Annotated in this window: 18 protein-coding genes; 9 read left to right on the forward strand and 9 right to left on the reverse strand. The window is 72.0% G+C overall.

Annotation, left to right across the window (positions count from 1 at the left end; translation table 11 throughout):
- Positions 1-40: 40 nt before the first annotated feature.
- On the reverse strand, positions 41-1,942 hold the full coding sequence (locus ABEB07_RS10860) for an ABC transporter ATP-binding protein (RefSeq protein WP_345668126.1): 1,902 nt from the start codon (positions 1,940-1,942) through the stop codon (positions 41-43).
- 114 nt (positions 1,943-2,056) lie between these two features.
- Here ABEB07_RS10860 and ABEB07_RS10865 point away from each other — a divergent pair, with 114 nt between their 5' ends.
- From ABEB07_RS10865 to ABEB07_RS10890, 6 genes are all read left to right on the forward strand, one after another.
- Positions 2,057-2,821 carry a crotonase/enoyl-CoA hydratase family protein gene (locus tag ABEB07_RS10865; RefSeq protein WP_345668078.1) on the forward strand — a complete coding sequence of 255 codons (765 nt, stop codon included), beginning with the start codon at positions 2,057-2,059 and terminating at the stop codon, positions 2,819-2,821.
- A gap of 333 nt (positions 2,822-3,154) precedes the next feature.
- Positions 3,155-4,243, forward strand: a complete 1,089-nt coding sequence (locus ABEB07_RS10870; protein WP_345668079.1) for a mechanosensitive ion channel family protein — start codon at positions 3,155-3,157, stop codon at positions 4,241-4,243.
- A gap of 57 nt (positions 4,244-4,300) precedes the next feature.
- Complete coding sequence (locus tag ABEB07_RS10875; RefSeq protein ID WP_176151370.1) at positions 4,301-4,690, forward strand: DUF4186 domain-containing protein; 390 nt, start codon at positions 4,301-4,303, stop codon at positions 4,688-4,690.
- 156 nt (positions 4,691-4,846) lie between these two features.
- A complete protein-coding gene (locus ABEB07_RS10880) occupies positions 4,847-7,066 on the forward strand; it encodes an NADP-dependent isocitrate dehydrogenase (protein ID WP_345668080.1) in 2,220 nt (739 codons plus the stop codon).
- A 201-nt stretch (positions 7,067-7,267) separates the two neighbouring features.
- Entirely contained in the window at positions 7,268-8,569 is a 1,302-nt protein-coding gene (locus ABEB07_RS10885; protein WP_345668081.1) for a cytochrome P450, read from the forward strand.
- A gap of 159 nt (positions 8,570-8,728) precedes the next feature.
- Positions 8,729-9,628, forward strand: a complete 900-nt coding sequence (locus ABEB07_RS10890) for an aminoglycoside phosphotransferase family protein (RefSeq protein ID WP_345668082.1) — start codon at positions 8,729-8,731, stop codon at positions 9,626-9,628.
- A gap of 28 nt (positions 9,629-9,656) precedes the next feature.
- Here the strand turns inward: ABEB07_RS10890 and ABEB07_RS10895 are convergent, their stop codons facing one another.
- From ABEB07_RS10895 to ABEB07_RS10905, 3 genes are read right to left on the reverse strand one after another with little or no spacing between them, the layout of a single operon-like run.
- Positions 9,657-11,198 carry a hypothetical protein gene (locus ABEB07_RS10895; protein ID WP_345668083.1) on the reverse strand — a complete coding sequence of 514 codons (1,542 nt, stop codon included), beginning with the start codon at positions 11,196-11,198 and terminating at the stop codon, positions 9,657-9,659.
- Positions 11,195-11,530, reverse strand: coding sequence for a helix-turn-helix domain-containing protein (locus tag ABEB07_RS10900; protein WP_345668084.1), 336 nt, complete (start codon positions 11,528-11,530; stop codon positions 11,195-11,197). Before ABEB07_RS10900 ends, ABEB07_RS10895 begins: the two co-directional genes overlap by 4 nt.
- Positions 11,527-12,651 carry a tyrosine-type recombinase/integrase gene (locus tag ABEB07_RS10905; RefSeq protein ID WP_345668085.1) on the reverse strand — a complete coding sequence of 375 codons (1,125 nt, stop codon included), beginning with the start codon at positions 12,649-12,651 and terminating at the stop codon, positions 11,527-11,529. The genes ABEB07_RS10900 and ABEB07_RS10905 overlap by 4 nt, the downstream gene beginning before the upstream one ends.
- 441 nt (positions 12,652-13,092) lie before the next feature.
- On the opposite strand from ABEB07_RS10905, the gene ABEB07_RS10910 reads away from it, so the two are divergent.
- A complete protein-coding gene (locus ABEB07_RS10910; RefSeq protein WP_345668086.1) occupies positions 13,093-14,070 on the forward strand; it encodes a tyrosine-type recombinase/integrase in 978 nt (325 codons plus the stop codon).
- Between the two features lie 133 nt (positions 14,071-14,203).
- On the opposite strand, the gene ABEB07_RS10915 is transcribed toward ABEB07_RS10910, so the two are convergent.
- Entirely contained in the window at positions 14,204-15,163 is a 960-nt protein-coding gene (locus ABEB07_RS10915) for an alpha/beta hydrolase family protein (protein ID WP_345668087.1), read from the reverse strand.
- Between the two features lie 85 nt (positions 15,164-15,248).
- On the opposite strand from ABEB07_RS10915, the gene ABEB07_RS10920 reads away from it, so the two are divergent.
- Entirely contained in the window at positions 15,249-15,839 is a 591-nt protein-coding gene (locus tag ABEB07_RS10920) for a helix-turn-helix domain-containing protein (RefSeq protein WP_345668088.1), read from the forward strand.
- A gap of 88 nt (positions 15,840-15,927) precedes the next feature.
- Here the strand turns inward: ABEB07_RS10920 and ABEB07_RS10925 are convergent, their stop codons facing one another.
- The 4 genes from ABEB07_RS10925 to ABEB07_RS10940 form a co-directional block, all read right to left on the reverse strand.
- Positions 15,928-18,984, reverse strand: a complete 3,057-nt coding sequence (locus tag ABEB07_RS10925) for a Tn3 family transposase (protein ID WP_345668089.1) — start codon at positions 18,982-18,984, stop codon at positions 15,928-15,930.
- A 143-nt stretch (positions 18,985-19,127) separates the two neighbouring features.
- The gene (locus ABEB07_RS10930) at positions 19,128-19,610 is read right to left on the reverse strand and encodes a hypothetical protein (protein WP_345668090.1); all 483 of its coding nucleotides are present in this window, start codon (positions 19,608-19,610) and stop codon (positions 19,128-19,130) included.
- Positions 19,607-20,182 carry an RNA polymerase sigma factor gene (locus ABEB07_RS10935; RefSeq protein WP_345668091.1) on the reverse strand — a complete coding sequence of 192 codons (576 nt, stop codon included), beginning with the start codon at positions 20,180-20,182 and terminating at the stop codon, positions 19,607-19,609. The genes ABEB07_RS10930 and ABEB07_RS10935 overlap by 4 nt, the downstream gene beginning before the upstream one ends.
- 101 nt (positions 20,183-20,283) lie before the next feature.
- Positions 20,284-21,723: a S8/S53 family peptidase gene (locus ABEB07_RS10940; RefSeq protein WP_345668092.1), complete on the reverse strand. Its 1,440-nt coding sequence runs from the start codon at positions 21,721-21,723 to the stop codon at positions 20,284-20,286.
- Between the two features lie 152 nt (positions 21,724-21,875).
- On the opposite strand from ABEB07_RS10940, the gene ABEB07_RS10945 reads away from it, so the two are divergent.
- On the forward strand, positions 21,876-22,840 hold a 965-nt coding region (locus tag ABEB07_RS10945; protein ID WP_425588987.1), incomplete at its 3' end, for a tetratricopeptide repeat protein.

Raw genomic sequence — 22,840 nt, forward strand, 5'->3', positions numbered from 1 at the left:
ACGGCCGCAGGGGGGCGGGCCCACGCCCCGGCCGGGGCCGCTACGCCATCGCCTCCTGGGGCGCCGGGGCGGCCGGGGCCTGCTGCGGGCGCGGTGCGAACTGGGTGCGGTACAGCTCGGCGTAGCGGCCGCCGGCCGCCAGCAGCTCGTCGTGGGTGCCGCGTTCGACGATGGTGCCCGCCTCGACGACCAGGATCAGGTCGGCGGTGCGCACCGTGGACAGCCGGTGGGCGATGACCAGCGCGGTGCGGCCGGCCAGGGCCTCGGTGAGGGCTTCCTGGACGGCGGCCTCGGAGGAGTTGTCGAGGTGGGCGGTGGCCTCGTCCAGGATGACGACCCGCTGGCGGGCCAGCAGCAGCCGGGCGATGGTCATGCGCTGGCGTTCCCCGCCGGAGAGCCGGTAGCCGCGCTCGCCGACGACCGTGTCCAGGCCGTCGGGCAGGGCGCGGACCAGGGCGTCGAGGCGGGCCCGGCGCAGCGCGTCCCACAGGTCCGTCTCGCTCGCCTCGGGGCGGGCCAGCAGCAGGTTGGCGCGGACCGAGTCGTGGAAGAGATGGCCGTCCTGGGTGACCATGCCGACGGTGGCGCGCAGGGCGGCGGCGCTCAGGTCGCGCACGTCGACGCCGCCGACGCGCACGGCGCCCGCGTCGACGTCGTACAGGCGCGGCAGCAGCGCCGCGACGGTGGACTTGCCGGCGCCGGAGGAGCCGACCAGGGCGACGGTGCGGCCGGGTTCGGCGCGGAAGGAGACACCGTGCAGGACCTCGGCGCCGCCGCCGGTGTCGAGGCTCGCCACCTCCTCCAGTGAGGCGAGGGAGACCTTGTCGGCGGCCGGGTAGCCGAAGCGGACGCCGTCGAACTCGACCGCGACCGGTCCGTCCGGGACCTCGCGGGCGGCCGGCTTCTCCTCGATCAGCGGCTTGAGGTCCAGCACCTCGAAGACCCGCTCGAAGCTGACCAGGGCGCTCATCACCTCCACGCGGGCTCCGGCGAGCGCGGTGAGCGGCGCGTACAGGCGGGTCAGCAGGAGGGAGAGGGAGACGACGGCGCCCGGTTCCAGGGAGCCGCGCAGCGCGAGGAAGCCGCCGAGGCCGTAGACGAGGGCGAGCGCGAGGGAGGAGACCAGGGTCAGCGCGGTCAGGAACACCGACTGCGCGGTCGCCGTGCGGACGCCGATGTCGCGGACCCGGCCGGCGCGGGCGGCGAACTGGGCGGACTCCTCCTCGGGGCGGCCGAAGAGTTTGACGAGGGTGGCGCCGGGGGCGGAGAACCGCTCGGTCATCCGGGTGCCCATGGCCGCGTTGAGCGTGGCCGCCTCCCGTTGCATGCGGGCCATCCGGGCGCCCATCCGCCGGGCCGGGAGCACGAACACCGGCAGCAGCGCCAGGGCGAGCAGGGTGATCTGCCAGGACAGGGTGAGCATGACGGCGAGGGTGAGCAGCAGGGTGACCACGTTGCCGACCACGCCGGACAGGGTGGTGCTGAAGGCGCGCTGGGCGCCGATGACGTCGTTGTTGAGCCGGGAGACGAGCGCTCCGGTGCGGGTGCGGGTGAAGAAGGCGACGGGCATGCGCTGGACGTGGTCGAAGACGGCCGTGCGCAGATCGAGGATGAGTCCCTCGCCGAGCGTCGCCGACAGCCGCCGGCCGAGGATGCCGAGCGCGGCCTCGGCCACGGCGATCGCCGCGATCAGCAGGGCCAGGCGTACGACGACGGCGCGGTCGCCGTGCGAGACGATCGCGTCGACGACCCGGCCGGCGAGTACGGGGGTGGCCACCGCGAGCAGCGCGGTGACCACTCCGAGGGCGACGAACCGGACGATGCGGGGGCGGTGGGGGCGGGCGAACGCGCCGATGCGGCGCAGCGTGTCGCGGGCGAAGGGGCGGTGGCCCTGCTGGGCGTCGATGACGCCGCGCAGCTGCGTCCAGGCGGTGGTCTCCATGCTCATGGAAGGAACGTAGGACCTCAAGCTTGGTTGAGGTCAATCGTTCGCGGGGCGGCGGGACGACCGGGGAGTAACCTGCCGTTCCCGTCCCGCCGAAGGAGGCCGCCGCCCATGCCGGTACGTGTCGAACGCCAGGGGTACGTCACCACGGTCGTGCTGTCCCGGCCGGCCGCCCGCAACGCGGTGGACGGTCCCACCGCCGCCGAACTCGCCGCCGCGTTCCGGGCGTTCGAGGACGACGGGACGGCCAGGGTGGCGGTGCTGTGGGGCGAGGGCGGCACGTTCTGCGCGGGCGCGGACCTGAAGGCGGTCGGCACCGAGGGCGGCAACCGGGTCGCCGAGGACGGCGACGGCCCGATGGGCCCGACCCGGATGCGGCTGTCGAAGCCGGTGATCGCGGCGGTGGCCGGGCACGCGGTGGCCGGAGGGCTGGAACTGGCGCTCTGGTGCGATCTGCGGGTGGCCGAGGAGGACGCCGTGTTCGGGGTGTTCTGCCGGCGCTGGGGCGTGCCGCTGATCGACGGCGGCACGGTCCGGCTGCCCCGGCTGATCGGCGCCGGGCGCGCCATGGACATGATCCTCACCGGGCGTCCGGTGCCGGCCCGCGAGGCGTACGGGATGGGGCTCGCGAACCGGGTCGTGCCGACCGGGCGGTCCCGCGCCGAGGCGGAGCTGCTGGCCGCCCGGATCGCCGGGTTCCCGCAGGAGTGCCTGCGCGGCGACCGGGCCTCGGCCCTGGACCAGGAGGGGCTGTCCGAGGAGGAGGCGATGCGCTGTGAACTGCGCCACGGAGTGGCCGTGTTGGCGGCCGGCATCGAGGGCGCGGCCCGGTTCGCGGCGGGGGCGGGACGGCACGGGGCGTTCGGCGAGGAGTGAGGGCCGGGGCGTTGAAGTGCCGCCGGGCGGTGAAGTGCCGCCGGGCGGTGGGCCGTCGGGGGGGGACGGGCCATCGGGGGCGGGCGCGGGGTGGCCCGGGCGGGCGCGGGGTGGCCCGGGCGGGCGCGGGGTGGCCCGGGCGGGCGCGGTGCCGACCGCGCGGTCGGATGCGGCAGGATGAGCGCTCGCGCCGTATCCGGAACACCCGGGTCACCCGGCAAACCGGCGGCGCGTTCGCACATCCCGCAATCGAGCAGGTGACCACGTGACGCAACCTCACATCCGGCCGTCGGCGGCCTCGTACGCCGCGGCACGTCCCCGGGGAGGCCGCCGGTGAACCGCGCCATGACCCTGGACGATCTCACCCTGGCCGGCATCGCCGTGGCCGCGGGGCTGGCCGCGGCGTTCCTGTCCCGCTCGCTGCTGCGCTGGCTGGCCAAGCACGCCAAGCGGACCAGATGGAGCGGCGACGACGTCATCGTGGACGCGCTGCGCACGGTGGTGCCGTGGGCGGCGATCGCGGGCGGCGCGGCGGCGGCCGCCGCGATCCTGCCGCTGCACCGCGGCGTGCGGCACCACGTCGACCAGATCCTGACCGTGTGGGTCATCTTCGTGGTCACCCTCTCCGCGGCCCGGGTCGTGGCCGGCCTTGTGCGGACGGTCACGCAGTCCCGCTCCGGGGTCGCCGGATCGGCGACGATCTTCGTCAACATCACCCGGATACTGGTGCTGGCGATCGGCTTCCTGGTGGTGCTCCAGACCCTCGGCATCTCGATAGCGCCGCTGCTCACCGCCCTGGGCGTGGGCGGTCTCGCGGTCGCCCTCGCCCTTCAGGACACCCTCGCCAACCTCTTCGCCGGCGTCCACATCCTGGCCTCCAAGACCGTCCAGCCCGGTGACTACATCCGGCTGAGCACGGGCGAGGAGGGCTACGTCGAGGACATCAACTGGCGCCAGACGACGGTACGCCAGCTCTCCAACAACCTGGTCGTCATCCCCAACGGGCAGCTCGCCAAGACGAACATGACCAACTTCACCCGGCCCGAGCAGCGGCTGACCATCCTGGTGCAGGCGGGCGTGGGCTACGACAGCGACCTGGAGCACGTCGAGCGGGTGACGCTGGAGGTGGTCGCCGAGGTGATGCACGAGATCAGCGGCGCGCTGCCGGAGCACGAGCCCGCCATCCGCTTCCACACCTTCGGCGACTCCCGGATCGGCTTCACGGTCATCCTGGGCGTGGGCGAGTTCAGCGACCAGTACCGGATCAAGCACGAGTTCATCAAGCGCCTGCACCGCCGCTATCGCGACGAGGGCATCACCATCCCGGCCCCCACCCGCACGGTCGCCCTGCACCAGGGCACGGTGGCCATACCGCACCAGCGCGGCGGCACGGACGTGGAGGCGGGCACGGGGGTCGCCTGACGGCGCGGGCCGGCGGCGCGGGCCGCGGGGCGCGGACGGTCCTATGCTCGAAGGAGCATGACTTCCTCCTCCGACGCCCCCATCCCGTACGCCGCCCTCGACCAGCGGCTCGACGCCATCGGGCGGCAGCCCTTCCGGGCCAGGTTCCAGCTGCGCGGCCGGGACCTCGTCACGGCCGAGTCGCACGGGCCCGCCACCCTGCGGTGGCACGCGCGCGATCTCGTCGCGAAGCGGCTGGCGCCGGCCGAGCCGTACAAGGACGGCAAGCAGACCCCCTACCGCGGGCACCCGGTCTTCGTCGCCCAGCACGCCACCGCCACCTGCTGCCGCGGCTGCCTCCAGCGCTGGCACCGCATTCCCAAGGGCCACGAGCTGACCCGCGGCGAGCGGGCGTACGTGGTCGACGTGATCTGCCGCTGGATCGAACGCGAGGTGGCGGGCGGATGAACCGGCCCGCCCGGCGGGCGCCCGGCACCGGCCCCGGAGCGGCCCGCGACCGCGTCCCGGCGACATCCGTCGCCCACCCCTGTCGAGCCGGGGCCCATCACGAGATATCTTGATGTCGAGCAATGTTGCAGACGTGGACGTGGAGCGGAGCACCCGGTGACTGACTCGAGCATCATCTACACACACACTGACGAGGCCCCGGCCCTGGCGACGTATTCCTTCCTGCCGGTGGTCAAGGCGTACGCCTCGCAGGCGGGTGTGCCTGTGGAGACCCGCGACATCTCGCTGGCCGGGCGCATCATCGCGGTGTTCCCGGAGTACCTGAACGAGGACCAGCGGATCCCCGACGCGCTCTCCGAGCTGGGCGAGCTGGCCAAGACGCCCGCCGCCAACATCATCAAGCTGCCGAACATCTCGGCCTCCATCCCGCAGCTGAAGGCCGCCGTCGCCGAGCTGCAGGCCCAGGGCTACGCGCTGCCGGACTACCCGGACGACCCGAAGACCGACGAGGAGCGCGAGATCCGCGCCCGCTTCGACAAGGTCAAGGGCTCCGCGGTCAACCCGGTCCTGCGCGAGGGCAACTCCGACCGCCGGGCCCCCGCCTCGGTCAAGAACTACGCCAAGACGCACCCGCACCGCATGGGCGCCTGGTCCTCCGAGTCCAAGACGAACGTGGCCACCATGGGCGTGGACGACTTCCGCTCCACCGAGAAGTCCGTGGTGATCGCCGAGGACGGCGCGCTGCGCATCGAGCTGGTCGGCGACGACGGCACCACCACCGTGCTGCGCGAGTCCGTACCCGTCCTCAAGGGCGAGGTCGTCGACGCCTCCGTGCTGCACGTCGCGCCGCTGCGCGAGTTCCTCACGGCGCAGATCGCCCGCGCCAAGCAGGAGGGCGTGCTGTTCTCCGTGCACCTGAAGGCCACGATGATGAAGGTCTCCGACCCGATCGTCTTCGGCCACGTGGTGCGCGCCTTCTTCCCGAAGACGTTCGCGCGCCACGGCGAGCAGCTCGCCGCGGCCGGCCTGACCCCGAACGACGGTCTGGGCGGCATCTTCAAGGGCCTGGAGAACCTGCCGGAGGGCGCCGAGATCAGGGCCTCCTTCGACGCCGAGCTGGCCGAGGGCCCGGAGCTGGCCATGGTCGACTCCGACAAGGGCATCACCAACCTGCACGTGCCCTCCGACGTGATCGTGGACGCCTCCATGCCGGCCATGATCCGCACCTCCGGCCACATGTGGGGCCCGGACGGGCAGGAGCACGACACCCTCGCGGTCCTCCCGGACTCCTCCTACGCGGGCGTCTACCAGGCCGTCATCGAGGACTGCCGCGCCCACGGCGCCTACGACCCCTCGACCATGGGCTCCGTCCCGAACGTCGGCCTGATGGCGCAGAAGGCCGAGGAGTACGGCAGCCACGACAAGACGTTCGAGGTCGCCACCACCGGCACGGTCCGCCTGGTCGACCAGGCCGGCGACGTGGTGCTGGAGCAGACCGTCTCGGCCGGCGACATCTTCCGCGCCTGCCAGACCAAGGACGCGCCGATCAAGGACTGGGTGAAGCTGGCCGTCACCCGCGCCCGTGCCACCGGCGACCCGGCCGTCTTCTGGCTGGACGAGACCCGCGCCCACGACGCCAACCTGATCGCCAAGGTCCGGGAGTACCTGACCGAGCACGACACCGAGGGCCTGGACGTCCGGATCCTCACCCCGGTCGAGGCCACCGAGCTGTCGGTGGAGCGCATCCGCCGCGGCGAGAACACCATCTCCGTCACCGGCAACGTGCTGCGCGACTACCTGACCGACCTGTTCCCGATCCTGGAGCTGGGCACCAGCGCCAAGATGCTGTCGGTCGTCCCGCTGATGGCGGGCGGCGGCCTGTTCGAGACCGGCGCCGGCGGCTCCGCGCCCAAGCACGTGCAGCAGCTGGTCAAGGAGAACTACCTGCGCTGGGACTCCCTCGGCGAGTTCTTCGCCCTGGTGCCGTCGCTGGAGCAGTTCGCCGAGGCCACCGGCAACACCCGCGCCAAGGTCCTCGCGGACACCCTCGACCGCGCCACGGCGACCTTCCTCAACGAGGACAAGTCCCCGACCCGGCGCGTCGGCGGCATCGACAACCGCGGCAGCCACTTCTACCTGTCCCTGTACTGGGCGCAGGAGCTGGCGCGGCAGACGGACGACGCCGACCTGGCCAAGGCGTTCGCGCCGCTCGCCGAGACGCTCGCCGGCGCCGAGCAGAAGATCGTCGAGGAGCTGATCGCCGCCCAGGGCAAGCCGGCCGACATCGGCGGCTACTACCAGCCCGACCCGGCCAAGGCGGCCGAGGTCATGCGCCCGTCGGCCACCTGGAACGAGGCCCTGGCCGCCCTGAACTGACCCGCCCGGCGCGCCCCGTCCCCGACGGCGGCGCCGCCCGCGCACCCCGCTCCGCCCCCGCCCGGCGCCCCGCCGGCCGGGGGCGGAGCCGCAACCCGGCGCACCTCGCCGCAGGTCCGAACCGGGCGCCGGCCACTCGTATGGCTCCCCGCCGGAGTGGTTCCGCGCGACAAGCGGGTGACGGGCGGTGAGGGTGGGTGTATGACGCAGGAGATCACCACGCCCTCGCCCGACCGGGTGGCGCCGCGGCCTGCCGCCCCTGCCGCCCCTACCATTCAGGTCACTCCGCCGGCCCCGCTCCCCGAGGAGACGGCGCCCCCTCCCCCACGCGACTGGCCCGCCCTCGAACTGGCGGGCACGGAATTCGACCCGGTACTCCGGGAGTTGATGCGGGAAGGCCCGCTCACCCGAATACGCCTGCCCCACGGTGAGGGCTGGGCGTGGCTGGCCACCCGCTACGACGACGTGAAGCTCGTCACGAACGATCCGCGCTTCAGCCGCGCGGAGGTCACCCGGCGGCAGGTGACCCGGCTGGCGCCGCACTTCAAGCCGCGCCCCGGCTCGCTCGCCTGGGCCGACCAGCCCGACCACAACCGGCTGCGCAAGCCGGCCTCGGCGGCCTTCACCGTCGGCGCGATGAAGCGGCTGCGGCCCCGCGCCCAGGAGCTGCTGGACGAACTGGTGGACGCGCTGGTCCGGCAGGGACCGCCCGCCGACCTGGTCGAGCAGGTGCTCGAACCGTTCCCCCTCGCGGTGGTCAGCGAGGTGATGGGGGTGCCGCCCGCCGAACGCGAGCAGGTGCACGCCTGGACCCGGCAGATCATCTCCATGTGCGGCGGCGCCGAGGCCGCCGACCGCGCCAAGGAGGGCATGTACGGCTGGATCGGGCGGACCGTCCGCGCCCGCCGGGACAGCCGCGCCGAGGACGTCCTGTCACTGCTCGGCGCCGCCGTGGGCCGCGGCGAGATCAGCGAGGAGGAGGCGGTGGGCCTGGCCGGTCCGCTGCAGATCGGCGGGGAGGCCGTCACCCACAACTGCGGCCAGATGCTGTACCTGCTGCTGACCCGGCCCGAGCTGATGGCGCGGACGCGGGAGCGGCCGGGCGAGCGCGGCCCCGTCCTGGACGAGCTGCTGCGGCACATCCCGCACCGCAGCACCGTGGGGCTGGCCCGGATCGCGCGGGAGGACGTGGAGCTGCACGGGGTGCGCATCGCCGCCGGCGAGCCGGTCTACGTCTCGTACCTGGCCGCCAACCGCGACCCGGCCGTCTTCCCGGACCCGGACCGCATCGACCCCGACCGCGCCGCCGCCCCGCACCTGTCCTTCGGCAACGGCCCGCACTACTGCACCGGTGCGGTCCTCGCCCGGTTGCAGACCGAGCTGCTGGTCGACACGCTGCTGGACCGGCTGCCCGGTCTGCGGCTCGCGGTCCCGGCCGCCCAGGTCGCCTGGCGGCGCAAGACGATGATCCGCGGCCCGCGGACGCTGCCGGTCACCTGGTGAGCGGGGGTTGATACTGGTGGGCTCGCGTATTCAACTGTCACGGGTTCCCCGAGGAACCCAGCCCGCCGGTGACCGGGTGTGATTGCCAGCGGTGTATCGGGGACTGGATCTTCCCAAGGGCAAGGCCGGCTCCACCTGCCTCAAGTACTGTGGTTTCGCGTGATCGAATCCGAGATTGAGATCAGCGAGGATCTGGTCCGCGACCTGCTGCGGGAACAGCATCCGGACCTGGCCGAACTGCCCATCCGTGAGGTGGAGGGCGGCTGGGGCAACCAGATGTGGCGCCTCGGGGACAAGTTGGCCATCCGGATGCAGCGGATGGACAAGCTCCCCGATCTGCAGCTCAAGGAGCGCCGCTGGCTGCCGGTGCTGGCCTCGCGGCTGCCGCTTCCGATCCCAACTCCGGTGCGGAGCGGAGCACCGTCCGAGCGTTTCCCCAAGATCTGGACCGTCGTGACATGGGTTGACGGCACCCCGCTGGACCATGGCTCGATCACCCGCGGGGACCACGCGGCCGACACGCTGGCGGCCTTCCTCAAGGCGCTGCATGTGGAGGCGCCCGCCGACGCGCCGGACGCCTCGGACCGCGGCGGCCATCCCAAGGAGTGCACGGACGGCTTCGAGCACTTCCAGCGGGCCGTGGACCTCGGGCACTTCGCCGAGGACGACATCCGGGCCGTGTGGGACGACGCGGTTGCGGCTCCCGAGTGGGAGGGCCCGCGGATGTGGGTGCATGGTGACCTGCATCCCGCAAACGTCGTCGTCGCGGACGGCACACTGGCGGGCGTCGTCGACTTCGGCGACGTCTTCGCCGGCGACCCGGCATGGGACCTCGCCGCCGCCTGGGTGTTGCTGCCCACGGAGGGCGCCTCACGGTTCTTCAACAGCTACGCACAGGCGGATGAGGCAACGATCCGACGGGCGCACGGGCTGGCCGCGATGAAGAGCCTGTTCCTGATACTGGTGGGGCAGAACGGGGACCACGGCCTACCCGGCGGCAAGCCGCACTGGGGGCCCGCAGGCCGGTCGGCACTTGATCGTGTTTTGAAGGGCCTTTGACTGGGGGCAATACTGGTGGCTCGCGTTTTCAACTGTCGCGGGTTCCCCGAGGCACCCAGCCCACCGGTGACCGCGTGTGATCGCCCGCGGCGTATCGGCTCCAGCTCCCGCCGCCTTCTCTGAGGAGGCGGCTGATGGTTTTGTCGTGGTAGCCGAGGGCGTCCGCGACGACGGGGGCGGGCAGTTCGAGGAGTTGTTGCCGGATGGCGGCGCCGCGGGCGGCTGCGACCGGGATGCCGATCTCGCCCAGGAGTGAGGACATGTGGTCGGGACGGGCCGGCCGTTCGGCCCGTCGGCCGGGGAAGAGCCAGCGGGACGACTGATTGGTGGCGGTGTTCATGTTGTCGCGGTCCGCGATGTATGCCAGTAGCAGGGCTGCCGCTGGTGCGGGGACGGGGGAAGCGGGCTCCCCGAGCCGTAGAAGCGTTGTCTCTCCGTCGCGGAGCACGTCGTCGACCATCAGCTGGACGATCCGGGTCAGGGGTTGCGCGTAGAGAAGGACGATGACGCCGGCGACACGGAGGCGCAGCGGGGTGTCTGCGTCGGTCAGCAACCGGCCGAGTGCGGCCAGGCGCTCGGTCTCGCTCAGCGCGGGCCGTCGGGAGACTTTCATGGTGGGGATGGACAGGGAGCGTGAACAACGGCGGCTCTGCCTGGCCCAGTTGAGGAGGGGCCTCAGGCAGGTGCGGCTGTGTTCGGTGTTCTGGGCGAACCAGGCGTCGATGTCGAGCTGGCCGCAGGACGAGAGGGTGCTGTTCCGGGTACTGAGCCACCGCAGGAAGGTGGTCGCGTGCTTGATCTGCTCGGCTGCGAAGCGGCGGACGCTCGGCGTGATGTGACTCCGATCGGCCCGTTGCCGTAGGTGGGGAAGGACGTGCCAGGTCGCGAAAAGCTTGATCGTCTTGACGTGCTCGGGATCGGCGATGTCTGCCAGGTGGACGGGCAGCCATCGCTGGAAGGAGCAGATGTACTTGTCGACGGCGGGCAGGACCCCGCTGGCCATCAGGAGTTCTTCCAGGTGAGCTGCTGCCCGCCAGGGCTGGAGCTCGTGGAAGGCGTCGTGGGTCAGAGGGATCTCGCCGAGCCCGAGCCGCCGCAGTAGCTGCGAGGCGTTTCCCGGCTGGCCGCGGCGCATCTCCAGCCAAGCCAGGCCGCTTCTGGGCTTGTCCATCGCCATCAGCAGGGTGAGCAGGGGCGTCAGCGCGAGGCGGACGCGGCCTGTGCCGTCGTCCAGCAGGGCGGTCAGCCGGTCGGTGAGGGTGCAGCGTTCGCAGAGTCGGCCGCCGAGGAGTTGGCCCTCGAAGCCGCAGCGCGAGCAGTCGAAGGTCTGGGAGAAGCCGGCGCAGGTCGTGCAGATCGCGCAGCCGTCGACGGGGTGGAGTCCGGGGAGGGCCCGGTCCTGGCCGCATCCGGGGCAGGTGCCTCGTGTTCGCACCGCGCGGTCCGAGCAGGTCCGGCAGACGTAGCCGTCCGGCCATGTGCCGGACTTGTGTCGACGCTGGCCGCAGCGGCAGCACTCGGCCATGTACCAGCGTTCGTACTGCTCGTCGGTGGCGTAGGTGTGGCTCATGCGTCGGGCAGGATGCGGGCCGCGCGGGGCCGGAGCTTCGCGACGTTCGCGGGCGGGGTGGGCAGGTCGCCGGTGGCGGTCTTGCGGACACCGGCGTTCTCGGCGGTGGTGGCCACCAGGTCGGCCGGGGTGCAGGACAGGATGTCGCAGAGCGCGGACAGGACCTGCAGCGACAGCCGCTCCGGTGTCCCGGAGACCATGCGGTGGACCTGGGAGGCGGACAGGTCGATGCCGCGTTCGCGCAGTAGCGGCACCAGCTCGGTCGCGGTGAAGATGTGGTGCTGGGCCATCAGCTCACGCAACCGCCAGGTGTAGCCGACCTTGCGCTTCATGCCTGCCTTCCGTTCTGGGCCTGGAGGGCGGCGGCGACGGTGGCGTCCAGGTGCCGGCGCAGGGTGCGGGTGCGGAAGTCCGAAGAGACGCAGGTGTAGATGGACGTGGTGCTGGCGTGTTCGTGACCGACCTGTTCCTGGACGAAGCGGGGATCCCAGCCGTCCTCGATGAGGTGGGTGACGTAGGACCTTCGGAAGGAGTGGTAGTCCAGCCCGTCGTCCAGGCCCAGGGCCTTGCGGTAAGTGATGAAGCGGGAGTTGATGCGCTGGCAGCCGATCCGCATCCCGCGCTCGGACGGCCAGGCCGCGGGGTTGCCGTCGGTGCCCAGCAGCGGGCGGACCTCGGTGAACCACTCGTCTAGGAGATCGGGGGTCCAGCCGAACACGGTCAGCACGCTGCGGCGCTTGGGCGGGGAGCCCTTCTTGGCCTTGCCGAACCGGACCTGGCAGCGGCCGAACTCGCCGTACTCGGCGCCGTGCGGGTTGCGGCCGAAGTCGGCGGCGTCGAGCATCCGCGTCTCGTTGCGCCGCAGCCCGTAGCCGTACGCGGTCTTGAACAGGGTGGCGTCGCGGAAGGCCGGCAGCCAGCCCTTGCGGCCGAAGGCCCTGATCCGGGCGACCTCGTCGTCGCAGTGCTCGAAGAACGCGTGCAGCTCGGCCTTGGTGAACGCGCGCTTCTTCGCGTCGGCCTCGTAGTCCTGGACGTGCACCGCGGCGTTCCACTCGTGCACGACCTGGACCGGGTGGGTGCCGAACCGCTCCTCGCACGTGGCCGCCCAGTCGTAGAGCGGGTCGGTGACGAAGTGGCAGAACGCGCGGACCGCCTCCGAGTAGGACCGGATCGTGGAACGGCGCAGGTCCCGCAGCGATCGCAGGTCGCCGAGCCACTCGTCCACCATCGCTGGCGTCCAGTGCCACGGGTAGGTGTTCACGTACGCGGCGAACGTCTTGACCGTGCTCTCCCGGCCCTCCACCGTCGTCCGGGCCAGATTCCGCGCGAGCTGCTGGTTGGCGAACCCGGTCAACATCGCGGTGAAGACCTGTTCCTCCGGCCGCAGCAGCGCGACTCCGTCCACCAGGTGCAGCCGTGCCGCACCTGGAACCGACCCATTGAACCCCACCGGTCCACCACCCTCCGTCACTCGCGTCGTATGCGAGAAAACCGCATCTGATGCGAGTCGACGGACAAACCGCAGTTCAGTCAGCCGGACGAGTGACACCAGCTGGCGTCGTCCTTACGTCCGTCGCTACCGTCGCTGCCAGCAGGCCGGGCCAAATTCGATGGTCAGCACGCTGGTGGGCGCCGTTGGTCACGACGATTCGCGAACCGTCGCGAGTTCGCATCAGATGCAATTGGCGGCGCTTGGAACATCGGAACGAAAACCGGCGCTAAGCCTTGATCGGCCCTGGTGGGCGGCTGACGGAGCGTCGGCGGCCGGACCCGTCTGAAGTTGTCCCGCAGATAACGCCCTATTATCTGCGGGAAGGCTGATCGCGACCTGCGGGAACGGCCGCCAGGCCGTACATGAAGCGGCCCTGTTATCTGCGGCAAGGGGGAAACGGTGCCCGCCGTCATACAGTTGCCCGCCGGGAAGGCGCTGACCGTCCGCGCGGCGGCCGATGTCTTCCTCGACTCGCTCGGCAACCCGAACACGGTCCGCAACTACGCGATCGGGGTGGGCAAGATCGCCGAGCGGCTCGGCGAGGGCCGGCCGCTGGTGTCCGTGGCGGACGACGAGATCGGCGAAGCCCTGGAACTGCTGTGGGGCACCTCTGCGGTGAACACCTGGAACGCCCGGCGCGCGTCGGTGCTCTCGTGGCTGGGGTGGTGCGGTGAGCGCGGGTACGACGGCCCGGCGGTCCCTGTCTGGGCGAAGCGGCTTACCCCGCCGGACTCCGAGACGCCGGCCCGCTCGAAAATGGCGATCGATCGGCTGATCGCGCGGCGGGAGGTGCACCTGCGGGAGAAGACGCTGTGGCGGATGCTTTACGAGACCACCGCCCGCGCCGAGGAAATCCTGGGTGTCAACATCGAGGAGTTGGACCTCGCCGGACGCCGGGCCCCGGTGAGGGGCAAGGGCGCCCGCCCTCGTACGCGTCGGCGCGGCGCGATCCGCGAGGACTTCGTCCTGGAGACGGTCTACTGGGACGCTGGTACCGCCCGGTTGTTGCCTCGCCTACTCAAGGGGCGTACGCGCGGCCCGGTGTTCGTCACTCATCGCAAGCCCGGCCCTGGCAAGGTCGTCAGCGCGCGCGATATCTGTCCGGACACCGGACTCGCGCGCCTTTCGTACGGGCAGGCCCGGATGCTGCTGGACGAGCACACCGCCCTCGGTGGTGGGCCGGGCACGGGCTGGGATCTGCACGAGTGGCGGCACTCCGGCCTGACCCACCTCGGCGAGGGAGGGGCGAGCCTGCTGATGCTCATGGCCAAGTCGCGGCACAAGAAGCCGGAGAACGTCCGACGCTATTTCCACCCTTCGGCAGAGGCGATCGCCGAGGTTACGAGTTTGCTCGCGCCGAGCGATGGCAGGCGTTGAGTTCGGCGGTACCCGGCCTGTCGGCGCTGTCGCGAGGGCGAGCGGGGCGCATCCCCCGATGCGCGGGGTTCGGCAGTGTGCTGGTACCCCGCTTGGAGGCTGCCGACCGCTGGTTAACAGGCGGCGCGAACGCTCATCCCTGGCTGTGGCTCAGCCAATGGGCGATGTCGGCGATGACGGCGAGGTCGACATGCTGCGGAGTTCCGTATTCGGCGGGGGTGGATGGTCCTGCGCCGGGAAAGAACAGGTGGTTGTCGGCTTCGTAGACACGGATATCGGCTTCCGGGCGGTCGGCCAGGCCCGTCCGCCATCGAACCAGGTCGTTGGCGACGGTGACCTGGTAGTCGCGTCCTCCCTGGAGGATGAGCATCGGCTTGCCGAGTTCGGCCGCGATCGCGACCGGGTCGTAGTCACGCAGTTCGAGCCAGTACGGCGCGGACAGGCCGAACGGCAGATCCGCTGCGGGGGTCGAAGCCGTGAGCTCCGCGCTGTCGACCAGGGCGGCCTGCCGCTGGAAGGTCTCGATGACCGCGGGTGGGATCTGGTCGGGAAGCAGGGCAGCGAGGTAGCTGACGACGCGGACAGCGGCGTGGTGCATCGGCTGCGTATCACCGGCCATGATCACCAGGCCCGCCACCGTGGGTGCGGCGACGGCGACGGCGGGGGCAACCTTGCCGCCCATGCTGTGGCCGAGGACAAAGACCCGCTCGGGGTCCACCGAGCGGTGGCTACGGAGCAGGCCGACCGCGTCGACGGCATACGGCACGTATTCCTGCGTCATCGTCAGGTCCGATGCCGCGGCCACATCGCGGTAGGCGTAGGTCGCCTTGTCGAAGCGCAGCACCGTCGTCCCGCGGCTGGCGAGCCCCCAGGCCAGGTCCTTGAGCGGTTTGTTCGGCCCGCTGGTCTCGTCGCGGTCGAACGGCCCCCCACCGGCGAGCAGCACCATGCCGGGGCCGGGAGCCTGCCCGCGGGGGACGCTCACCGTGCCTGACACCGCGAATGGGCCGGTGCCGACGGTGACCTCGTGCTCGCTGAAGCGGCCGGGCTCGGCATAGGGCGGTGGCGTCCAAGCGAGTTCTGAGCCGGTCATGGACTCTGTCGCAGCGCCGTCAGGCATCCCATCACAACCTTTCGCAATGAATGCGAACGGTAGCACGGTGTGAGATCATTACGGGATGGATGCCTTCGAGCTCTTGGCCCACCCGGTGCGGTTGCGAGTGGTTCATGCGATGCGCGGCGGCAGGGAGCTGACCACCGCCGACCTGTGCGACCGCATTCGGGACGTCTCGAAGGCCACGGTCTACCGGCACGTCGACCTGCTCGCAGCCGGCGGGGTCCTGGAAGTCGCCCTGGAGCGACGTGTGCGCGGCGCGGTCGAGCGCCGCTACCGGCTGCGCCGCGACCGTGCGGCGATCAATACAGACATGGCCAATTCGCTCTCGCTCGACGACCATCGCAGGGCGTTCGCCGCCGCTCTGGCGGTCCTGACTGCCGAATTCACCGCGTATCTCGACCGCGACACGGCCGACCCGGTAGCCGACATGGTCGGCTACCGGCAGCATGCCGTCTGGCTCAGCTCTGGGGAACTGCACGGGATGATCGACGGGATGCGGCAGGCGATCGCCCCCCACCTGGCCAACGAGCCGTCACCCGACCGCACGCAGTACCTGATCAGCCCGATCCTCTTCCCCGTCGAAGCGCCGCCGACCGAGACCGGCACAGATAGCACCGCCACGGGCAGTCAGAGCCCGGGGCCCTGTAGCTGAGCAAAGTCCACCACTGTCCCCGTGCCCGGATTGCCCCGAGGCCCCAGCCGCACGGCCAATCGGCCACCGAGAATGCTGATGTACCTCCCTACGCATCATCGGTGGTGTCCGGGGCCCGCAGCGGGCGCAGGCCGCCAGGCAGGTCGGGCAGCTGGAACGAGTAGCGGCCCAGCATGTTGATGTGCTGCCGCACGAACGGGGAGAGGCGGGCGACGTCCTCGTCCCGGACGTCGAAGCCGTCCGCCCGCAGCCGGTTCACCGCGGCGTCCATGTAACGGGTGTTGAAGAGGACGACGGCGTTGAGGACCAGGCCGAGCGCGCCGAGCTGGTCCTCCATGCCGTCCTGGTAGCGCTGGTAGAGCTGCCCCGACCGGCCGTGGAAGATCTTCCGGGCGAGCGCGTGCCGGCCCTCCTGGAGATTGGCCTGCGCCTTGATCTGGCGGCGGTAGCCGGGCTCGTCGGCCAGGCGCAGGATGTGCAAGGACTTGGCGATCCGCCCGTAGTGCGCGATCGCGTCCCCCAGCGGGGTCGGCCGCCCGTCCCTCGACAGCATCCGGATCACGTCATAGGCGCGCACGGCGCCGGTGTGGATGGACCCGATGATCCGCAGGATGTCCTCCCACCATCGCTCGATCCGGGCGAGGTCGACCCGGCCGCGGGCCGCGTCCTGGAAGGCGCCGTAGTCGGCCGTCCGGTCGACGCGCCACATCTTCTGGTCCGGCAGGTCCGCGAGCTGCGGCGCGTACGCGAACCCGGCCAGGGTGAGGAGCCCGAAGACGATGTCGCTGTACGAGGCGGTGTCCGTGACGATCGTCTCCGGGCGCTTGCCGCCGTCGCGGTCGTAGAGGACGTCCAGCACGTACAGGGAGTCGCGCGGGGTGCCGGCCACCACCTTCCCGCCGAGCCCCGCCGCCTGGTCGTTGATCATGTTCAGCCAGGTGGCGCCGCCACGGCGCCCGAAGTACTTGGGGTTGGGGCGGGCGTAGACCGAGGGGACGGGGACGATGAACCGCATGCCGTCCACGGAGGCGACCAGCCCGCCGCCCCACGCCTGCGCGAGGCCGATGGACTCCTGGTGCTCGATGAGGGCGGCGTTCGCGGCCCGGTAGGTGGCCAGCCGCAGATACGTCTGGTCGACGTGGGACAGCGTGCCGTACTTCAGCGCGTCGATCCCGCCGATGACCGGCGTGTAGCCGACGTTGCAGCCGTGCGCGACCAGCAGCGCGGCGACCGTCACGTGCAGGTCCTTGAGCCGGGCCTCGCCGCCGGTGATCGAGGTGAACGCCTGGTCGGCGCCGGTCCACGAGAACACCTCCAGCAGGACCTCCGGCAGGTCGACGCGGGGCATCATCGCCTCCACCGCCTTCCGCAAGTCCAGGAGCGAGGCGGGTTCGGGCTCCGGCTGAAGGGCGGCGAAGTGCAGCCGTCCGTCGTCGTCGAACACGATCTGGGAGTTCGCCGGCACCCGCCCGGCGACCTCCCGGTACGTGCCGTCCAGCAGCGCGGCCCGCGCCGCCAGGTGCTCACCCGCCTCGCCGGGCAGGTTCAGCGAGGCCAGCACGGTCGGGCGGACCTGCTCCCACGCCTCGCCGTCCAGCAGCTTCGCCCGCGGGTCGCCCCACTTCGAGGAGTTCTTCGCGAACACCTCCCGCCGGCGCAGCAGCCGGTGGAAGGACTCCAGCACGCAGAACACGTACGCCTTCCAGTCCACCGTGCCCGCCTCCAGGTGCGGCGCGCTCAGCACGAGGCGCCGCCACGAGCCCACCAGCAGGGACGTGTCGATCTCGTCGGGGCTCACCTTCTTGCGGCCCATCAGATCGGGCAGCGACTTCAGCGCCTTGAGGACCGGCAGGCCCTCCGGGGTGGCGCCGAAGTCGACGACCTGGACGAGGAGCGCCAGGAACGGCCGCACGGTGGGGAACCGGGTGACCAGCATCGACCGCCATGCCTCGTCCGCGTCCGAGTCGATCGGCGGCGCCAGCTCGAACAGCGCGGCGATCGCGGCGGCCAGCTCCTCGCGCGGCACCACCTCCTCGATCCGCTCCCACATCGCCGTCAGCGTCGCCACTTCCGGCGGACTGATCTCCCCGGACTCGGTGTCGACCTGCTCGCTCGTGGTGTCGAACACGACCCGGAACGCGGTCGCCAGCCTGATCCCGGCCCGCTCCATCCTCGGCAGCGTCTTCAGCTTCTGCTTCGCCGTCTCCCGCTCCGCCCGCGCCAGCAGCTTCGTCGCGATCAGCACCTCCAGCAGGTCCAGCGCGTCATCGACCGCCCTGGACGTCAGGTAGACCGCGGTGGCCAGCAGCGTCGCCAGGCGCCGCGAGTCGCCGTGGCGCCGCAGCAGGGACGCCTTGCCGTCCACGCCGTACCGCGACAGCTCCGCCAGCCGCCGCGGCGGTATCCCGGACACGTCCAGCTCACCCATACCGAACGCGTCGATCTCCGCCGCCCGCTCAAGCGCCCACTTCATCTGAGGCCCGGAGATCCGCACAGGGCCGCGCCGCAGCCGGTCCAGCTCCGACACCCGCGCGCCGGGCGGCACCGTCAGCAGGGAGTCGAGGACCGCCCGCTGACCGGTGCTCAGCAGCCCGTACAGGCTGTCCCACAGCCGCTGGTTCGCCGCCTCCCGCACCGAAGCCACCAGCCGCGCCAGCGTCGTCACCCCGGGCAGCAGCACCCGCCGCTCACGCAGCCACCCCACCGACGCGTCGAACAACGCCTTCGGGCCCTCCCCGGTCGTCCACGCCCGCGCGTCCACCCACACCCGCAACTCGGCTTCCGCCTCGGCGAACTCCGTGTACTCCAGGACCTTCCGCAGCTCACGGACGTGGGCCAGCCGGGTGTTCTCCCGTTCCCCGTACGCCTTCAGCGCCGAAGCGTCCGCGATGCCCAGCTGCTCGGCGAGGTAGCCGACGACTTCGGCCGGCACGTCGGTCGGGTCGTCCAGGAACACCCCGAGGTAGCGCGCGGTCGTGAGCTGGGCCGCGAACCCCAACCGGTTGTGGGACCGCCGCTTGCCCTCGATCAGCTCCCGGTCCGCGTCGTCCAGGAAGAAGAACCGCTCCAACTCCGTACGCGACGGCGCCCCGTCGTACGCCGCGTACGCGGCGGCTTGTGCATCCGTCAGAAACTCGACCGGCACCCCGGACCTCCACACAGTCAACGATCAACACGACTGCTGAAGGCTCCGCCCTTGAATAAGTCCAGGTCAAAGCGCTCTCAGGTGCACGGGAGGCTTAGCTCCGGTTTTCGTTCCGATGTTCCTCAACCCCCTGAGCGGCGTGCTCAGGCCCGCAGCCACTCGGTGACCACCACCTCCGCGCCGGTGCGCAGCCGCAGCGCGAACGGTCCGGTGGGCGGGGCGTCGCCGGCGAACCTGCCGAGGTCGTCGGCGACGAGCCGGGCTCCCGGACGGGGGCCGTGCAGCACCTCGACCGCGGCCGGCTGCGGCGGCAGCACCTGCCCGAGCAGACCGTCCCCGGTGACCTCCACGTCGACGGTCAGCTCGCCCGCCTGGAAGGTGAGCATGCGCGGCACGTCCAGGGCGCCCCTGACCGGGAGCGCGTCGAGCAGGGAGTCGAAGGTCAGCTCCGCGACCCGCGCGTCGAGATCGTGCAACGCGTACGCCTCCACGGCCAGTTGGCGCAGATGGGCCGGGACGGGGTCGAGGACCGCGGCGGCCCGCCGCAGCTCCTCCTCCAGCACCGCGTCGTCGAACTCCCCCGGCCCGCCGCCGTGTTCGCCCTCGTGGTCGATGTCGTCGCTCACCGTGTCCCCTGTGCGTCCAGTCGTGCGCGCAGCCGTCGCAGACAGCGCTGGCGCAGTGGTCCGATGCTGCCCACGGCGACGCCGAGCGCGGCCGACACCTCCTGGTAGCTGGGCGGCGGCGAGGCGATCAGCACCCGTAGCAACTGGCGGCAGCGGTCGCCGAGTTCCTCGAACTCCTGCCACAGTCTGCGCACCCGCTCGCTCTGCTCGGCGGCCTCTTCGGACTCCAGCAGCGACTGCTCGGGGGTGCTCTCCTCGCTGACCCGGTCGAGCAGGTGCGGATCGCTGGTCACCGTGAGCCGGCTCAGGCTCCGGAGCGTCTTCAGGCACTCGTTGCGGGCGGTGCTCGCCAGCCAGGCGCCCGCCTTGTCGGGTTCCCTGATCCGCCCGAGGTGCTGGGCGAAGCGGAGCCACACGGTCTGGTAGACCTCGTGCCCGTCGGCGTCGGAGAGGCGGTGCGCGCGCACCACCGACCAGACCAGCGGGCTCAGCCCTTCCACCAGCGCTTTCCAGGCCGCCGCGTCACCGTCGACTGCGGACCGGACGAGCGTGCCGACATCTGCACGGTCCACGGACTCACCCCTCGTGTACGGCAGGCAATCGTACGCCGTGGAAGGGAGGGCTCCGGTCCCCGTGCGGGCGGTGGGGGCGGGACGCGGCGGTGCGGCGGTGCTCATACCGGGGGCGCCGGAGTCGTGACGGCGACCGGGCGCCAGGTCGGCGGGCGCAGCGCGGGCACGTGCGCCCCGCGTACCTCGGCGTACTCCCCGTTCACCCGCAGGAGTTCGCGCCGGGCCGCGCGGGCGTCGCGTTCCTTGTGGGCCGTCATGTGGGCGGCCACCATGCCGGCGGCCACCGGGGTGGCGAAGGAGGTCCCGCTCCACTGCGCGTACCCCTCGAACATCACCTGGTCCGCCTTGGCGGAGCCGCTGCCCGGGCCCTCGCTCAACAGGCCGGTGTGGCGCGGGCTCCGGCAGGTGCAGGCGTAGGTGAAGCCGAACCGGCAGGTGTCGAAGGTGGAGTGCTGGTAGACGTAGGGCACCGGGGCCCCGAAGCCGGTGAGGACGCCGGTGAGCCGTTCACCGGGGGCGTACGCCGTGACCCAGGCGCCGTGGTTGCTGAAGCAGGCGCCGTGTTCGCCGTCGCCGCGCAGCGCGCCCACCGACAGCACGGTGTCGGCGTACTCGGGCAGCCCGGCGTAGGCGGCGGGCCAGAACGGGGTGGCGCTGGCGTTGTTGCCGGCGGCGGCGACCAGCAGGGTTCCCCGCGCGCGCAGTTCGCGCATGAAGGCGTCGACGCCGAGGAGGCCGTCGGTGCGGCCGTTGGAGGTGCCGGCGGAGAGGCTGATGATGTCGGGCCAGCCGTCGGCGTCGACGGCCTCGAAGAGCTTGTGGCCGAAGTCGGACTCCAGGATGGCGCCGGCGTCGTTGAGGGTGCCGCGGACGGTGATGTCGGTGTTGGGGGCGACGGCGGCGACCAGTCCGGCGATGAACGTGCCGTGTCCCACGTACTGTTGCAGGACGCCGTGCTCGTCGGTCTCCTTGAGCTGGGCGTCGCCGCGGGTGTGGGCGAGCAGCGGGACACAGCGGTGGTCGTTCATGAGGCCGGTGTCGATGACGAGGACGCCCACGGCGCCGGCGGCGTCGTAGGGGGTGTCGGCGGGCGCCGGGTTGACGCCCGGGCCGAACGGCGCGGGCACCGGCTCGTCGCCGGGGCAGGCGTTGACCGAGGTGATCGAGACGACGTGGTTGCGGCTGATGAGGCGCCGGCCGGCCCGTCCCTCGTGCGGGCGAAGCGCGCGCAGCGCGTGGGCGACGGCCCGGTCGCCGTCGCGGCCTCCGTCGCCGGGGTCGCCGACCTGGATGCGGGTGACGCCGGTGCGGTCGGCCCTCGGGCCCGCGCGGCGCACCCGGTCGGCGGACAGCCCGGCGGTCTCGGTGAAGTGGCCGCGGACGGCGTCCTCGACCAGGCGGGCCTCCTCGCCGTCGCGGGCGAGGACGACGCCCTTCTCGTAGAGGAACTCGGCGGCGTCGTCGGGGCCCATGGCCAGGGGGACGTCGGGCATCGAGCGCTGGATCTGGTCGTACTGCTCGTGGAATCGCTGGGGCGCCATGGAAGTGTCCTCCCGGTGGGGCGGCGGTCGACAGTCAGAGTCGCGGGCGGCCGGATTGATACAGCGTCGGCCGGTGCGGCGGTGCCGGAGTGAGCACTACCATCCGAGGGGTGACAGCGGGAAGCGGCGATTCGGCCCTCGATCTGCTGCCGATGGTGTTCGCCGCCCCGGGCGAGGCGCTGGAGCGGGCCCGGGATCTGCTGGCGGCCGGCCCGTCGCCGCTGCACGGTTCCGTGGCGCACCAGGTGATCGGCATCTGGCAGCGCGACTTCGGCGACCTGCGGCTGGCGCTGCGGCATCTGCGGCGGGCCCGGGATCTCGCGGCGCGGGCGGACTCGGCCGAGCGGGAGGCCGACGTGCTGGCCACGCTCGGGGTGGCGCTGGTGCATGCGGGGCGCACCCGGCTCGGCCTCGCGGCGTTCGAGCGGGGCGTGGCGCGCGGCACGGGGCACACCCGGGCGCGGGTGCTGTTCCGGCGGGCGTACGTGTGGTGGGTGCTGGGCCGGCACCGCGAGGCGCTGGAGGACGTACGGCGCGCGGTGCCGGTGCTGCGGCAGGCGGACGACGTGATCTGGACGGCGCGGGCGCTGACGCTGCGGGCCACCGTGCACCTGGCGCTGGGGGCGGTGGAGCGGGCGGACGCCGACTTCACGGCGGCCGAGGCGCTGTGGGAGACCACCGACCAGGAGCACGACAAGGCGGACGCGGTGGAGAGCCGGGGGCTCGCGGCCTTCCGGCAGGGTGACATCCCGGCGGCGCTGCGGCTGCTCGACGAGGCCGAGGAGCGGTACGCGAAGCTGGGCACGCCGACGTTCATGCTGAACATCCGGCGCTGCGAGGTGCTGATGGCGGCCGGTCTTGCCCCGGAGGCGCTGGCCGAGGCAGACGCGGCGATCGCCGAACTCGACCGGCTGGGCGGTCAGTCGACCCGCAAGGCGGAACTGCTGCTGGCGGCGGCGCGGGCGGCCAGGCTGGCGGACGACCCGCACACGGCGACGGCGCGGGCGGCGGTGGCGGTGCGGCTGTTCGCGGGGCAGCGGCGGGCCTGGTGGGAGGCGCACGCGCGGCTGGTGCTGATCGAGGCGCGGGCGGCCGCCGGGCGCCGTTCGGGGCGGCT

The organism is Streptomyces similanensis (genome assembly GCF_039543625.1).
Classification (GTDB): domain Bacteria; phylum Actinomycetota; class Actinomycetes; order Streptomycetales; family Streptomycetaceae; genus Streptomyces; species Streptomyces similanensis.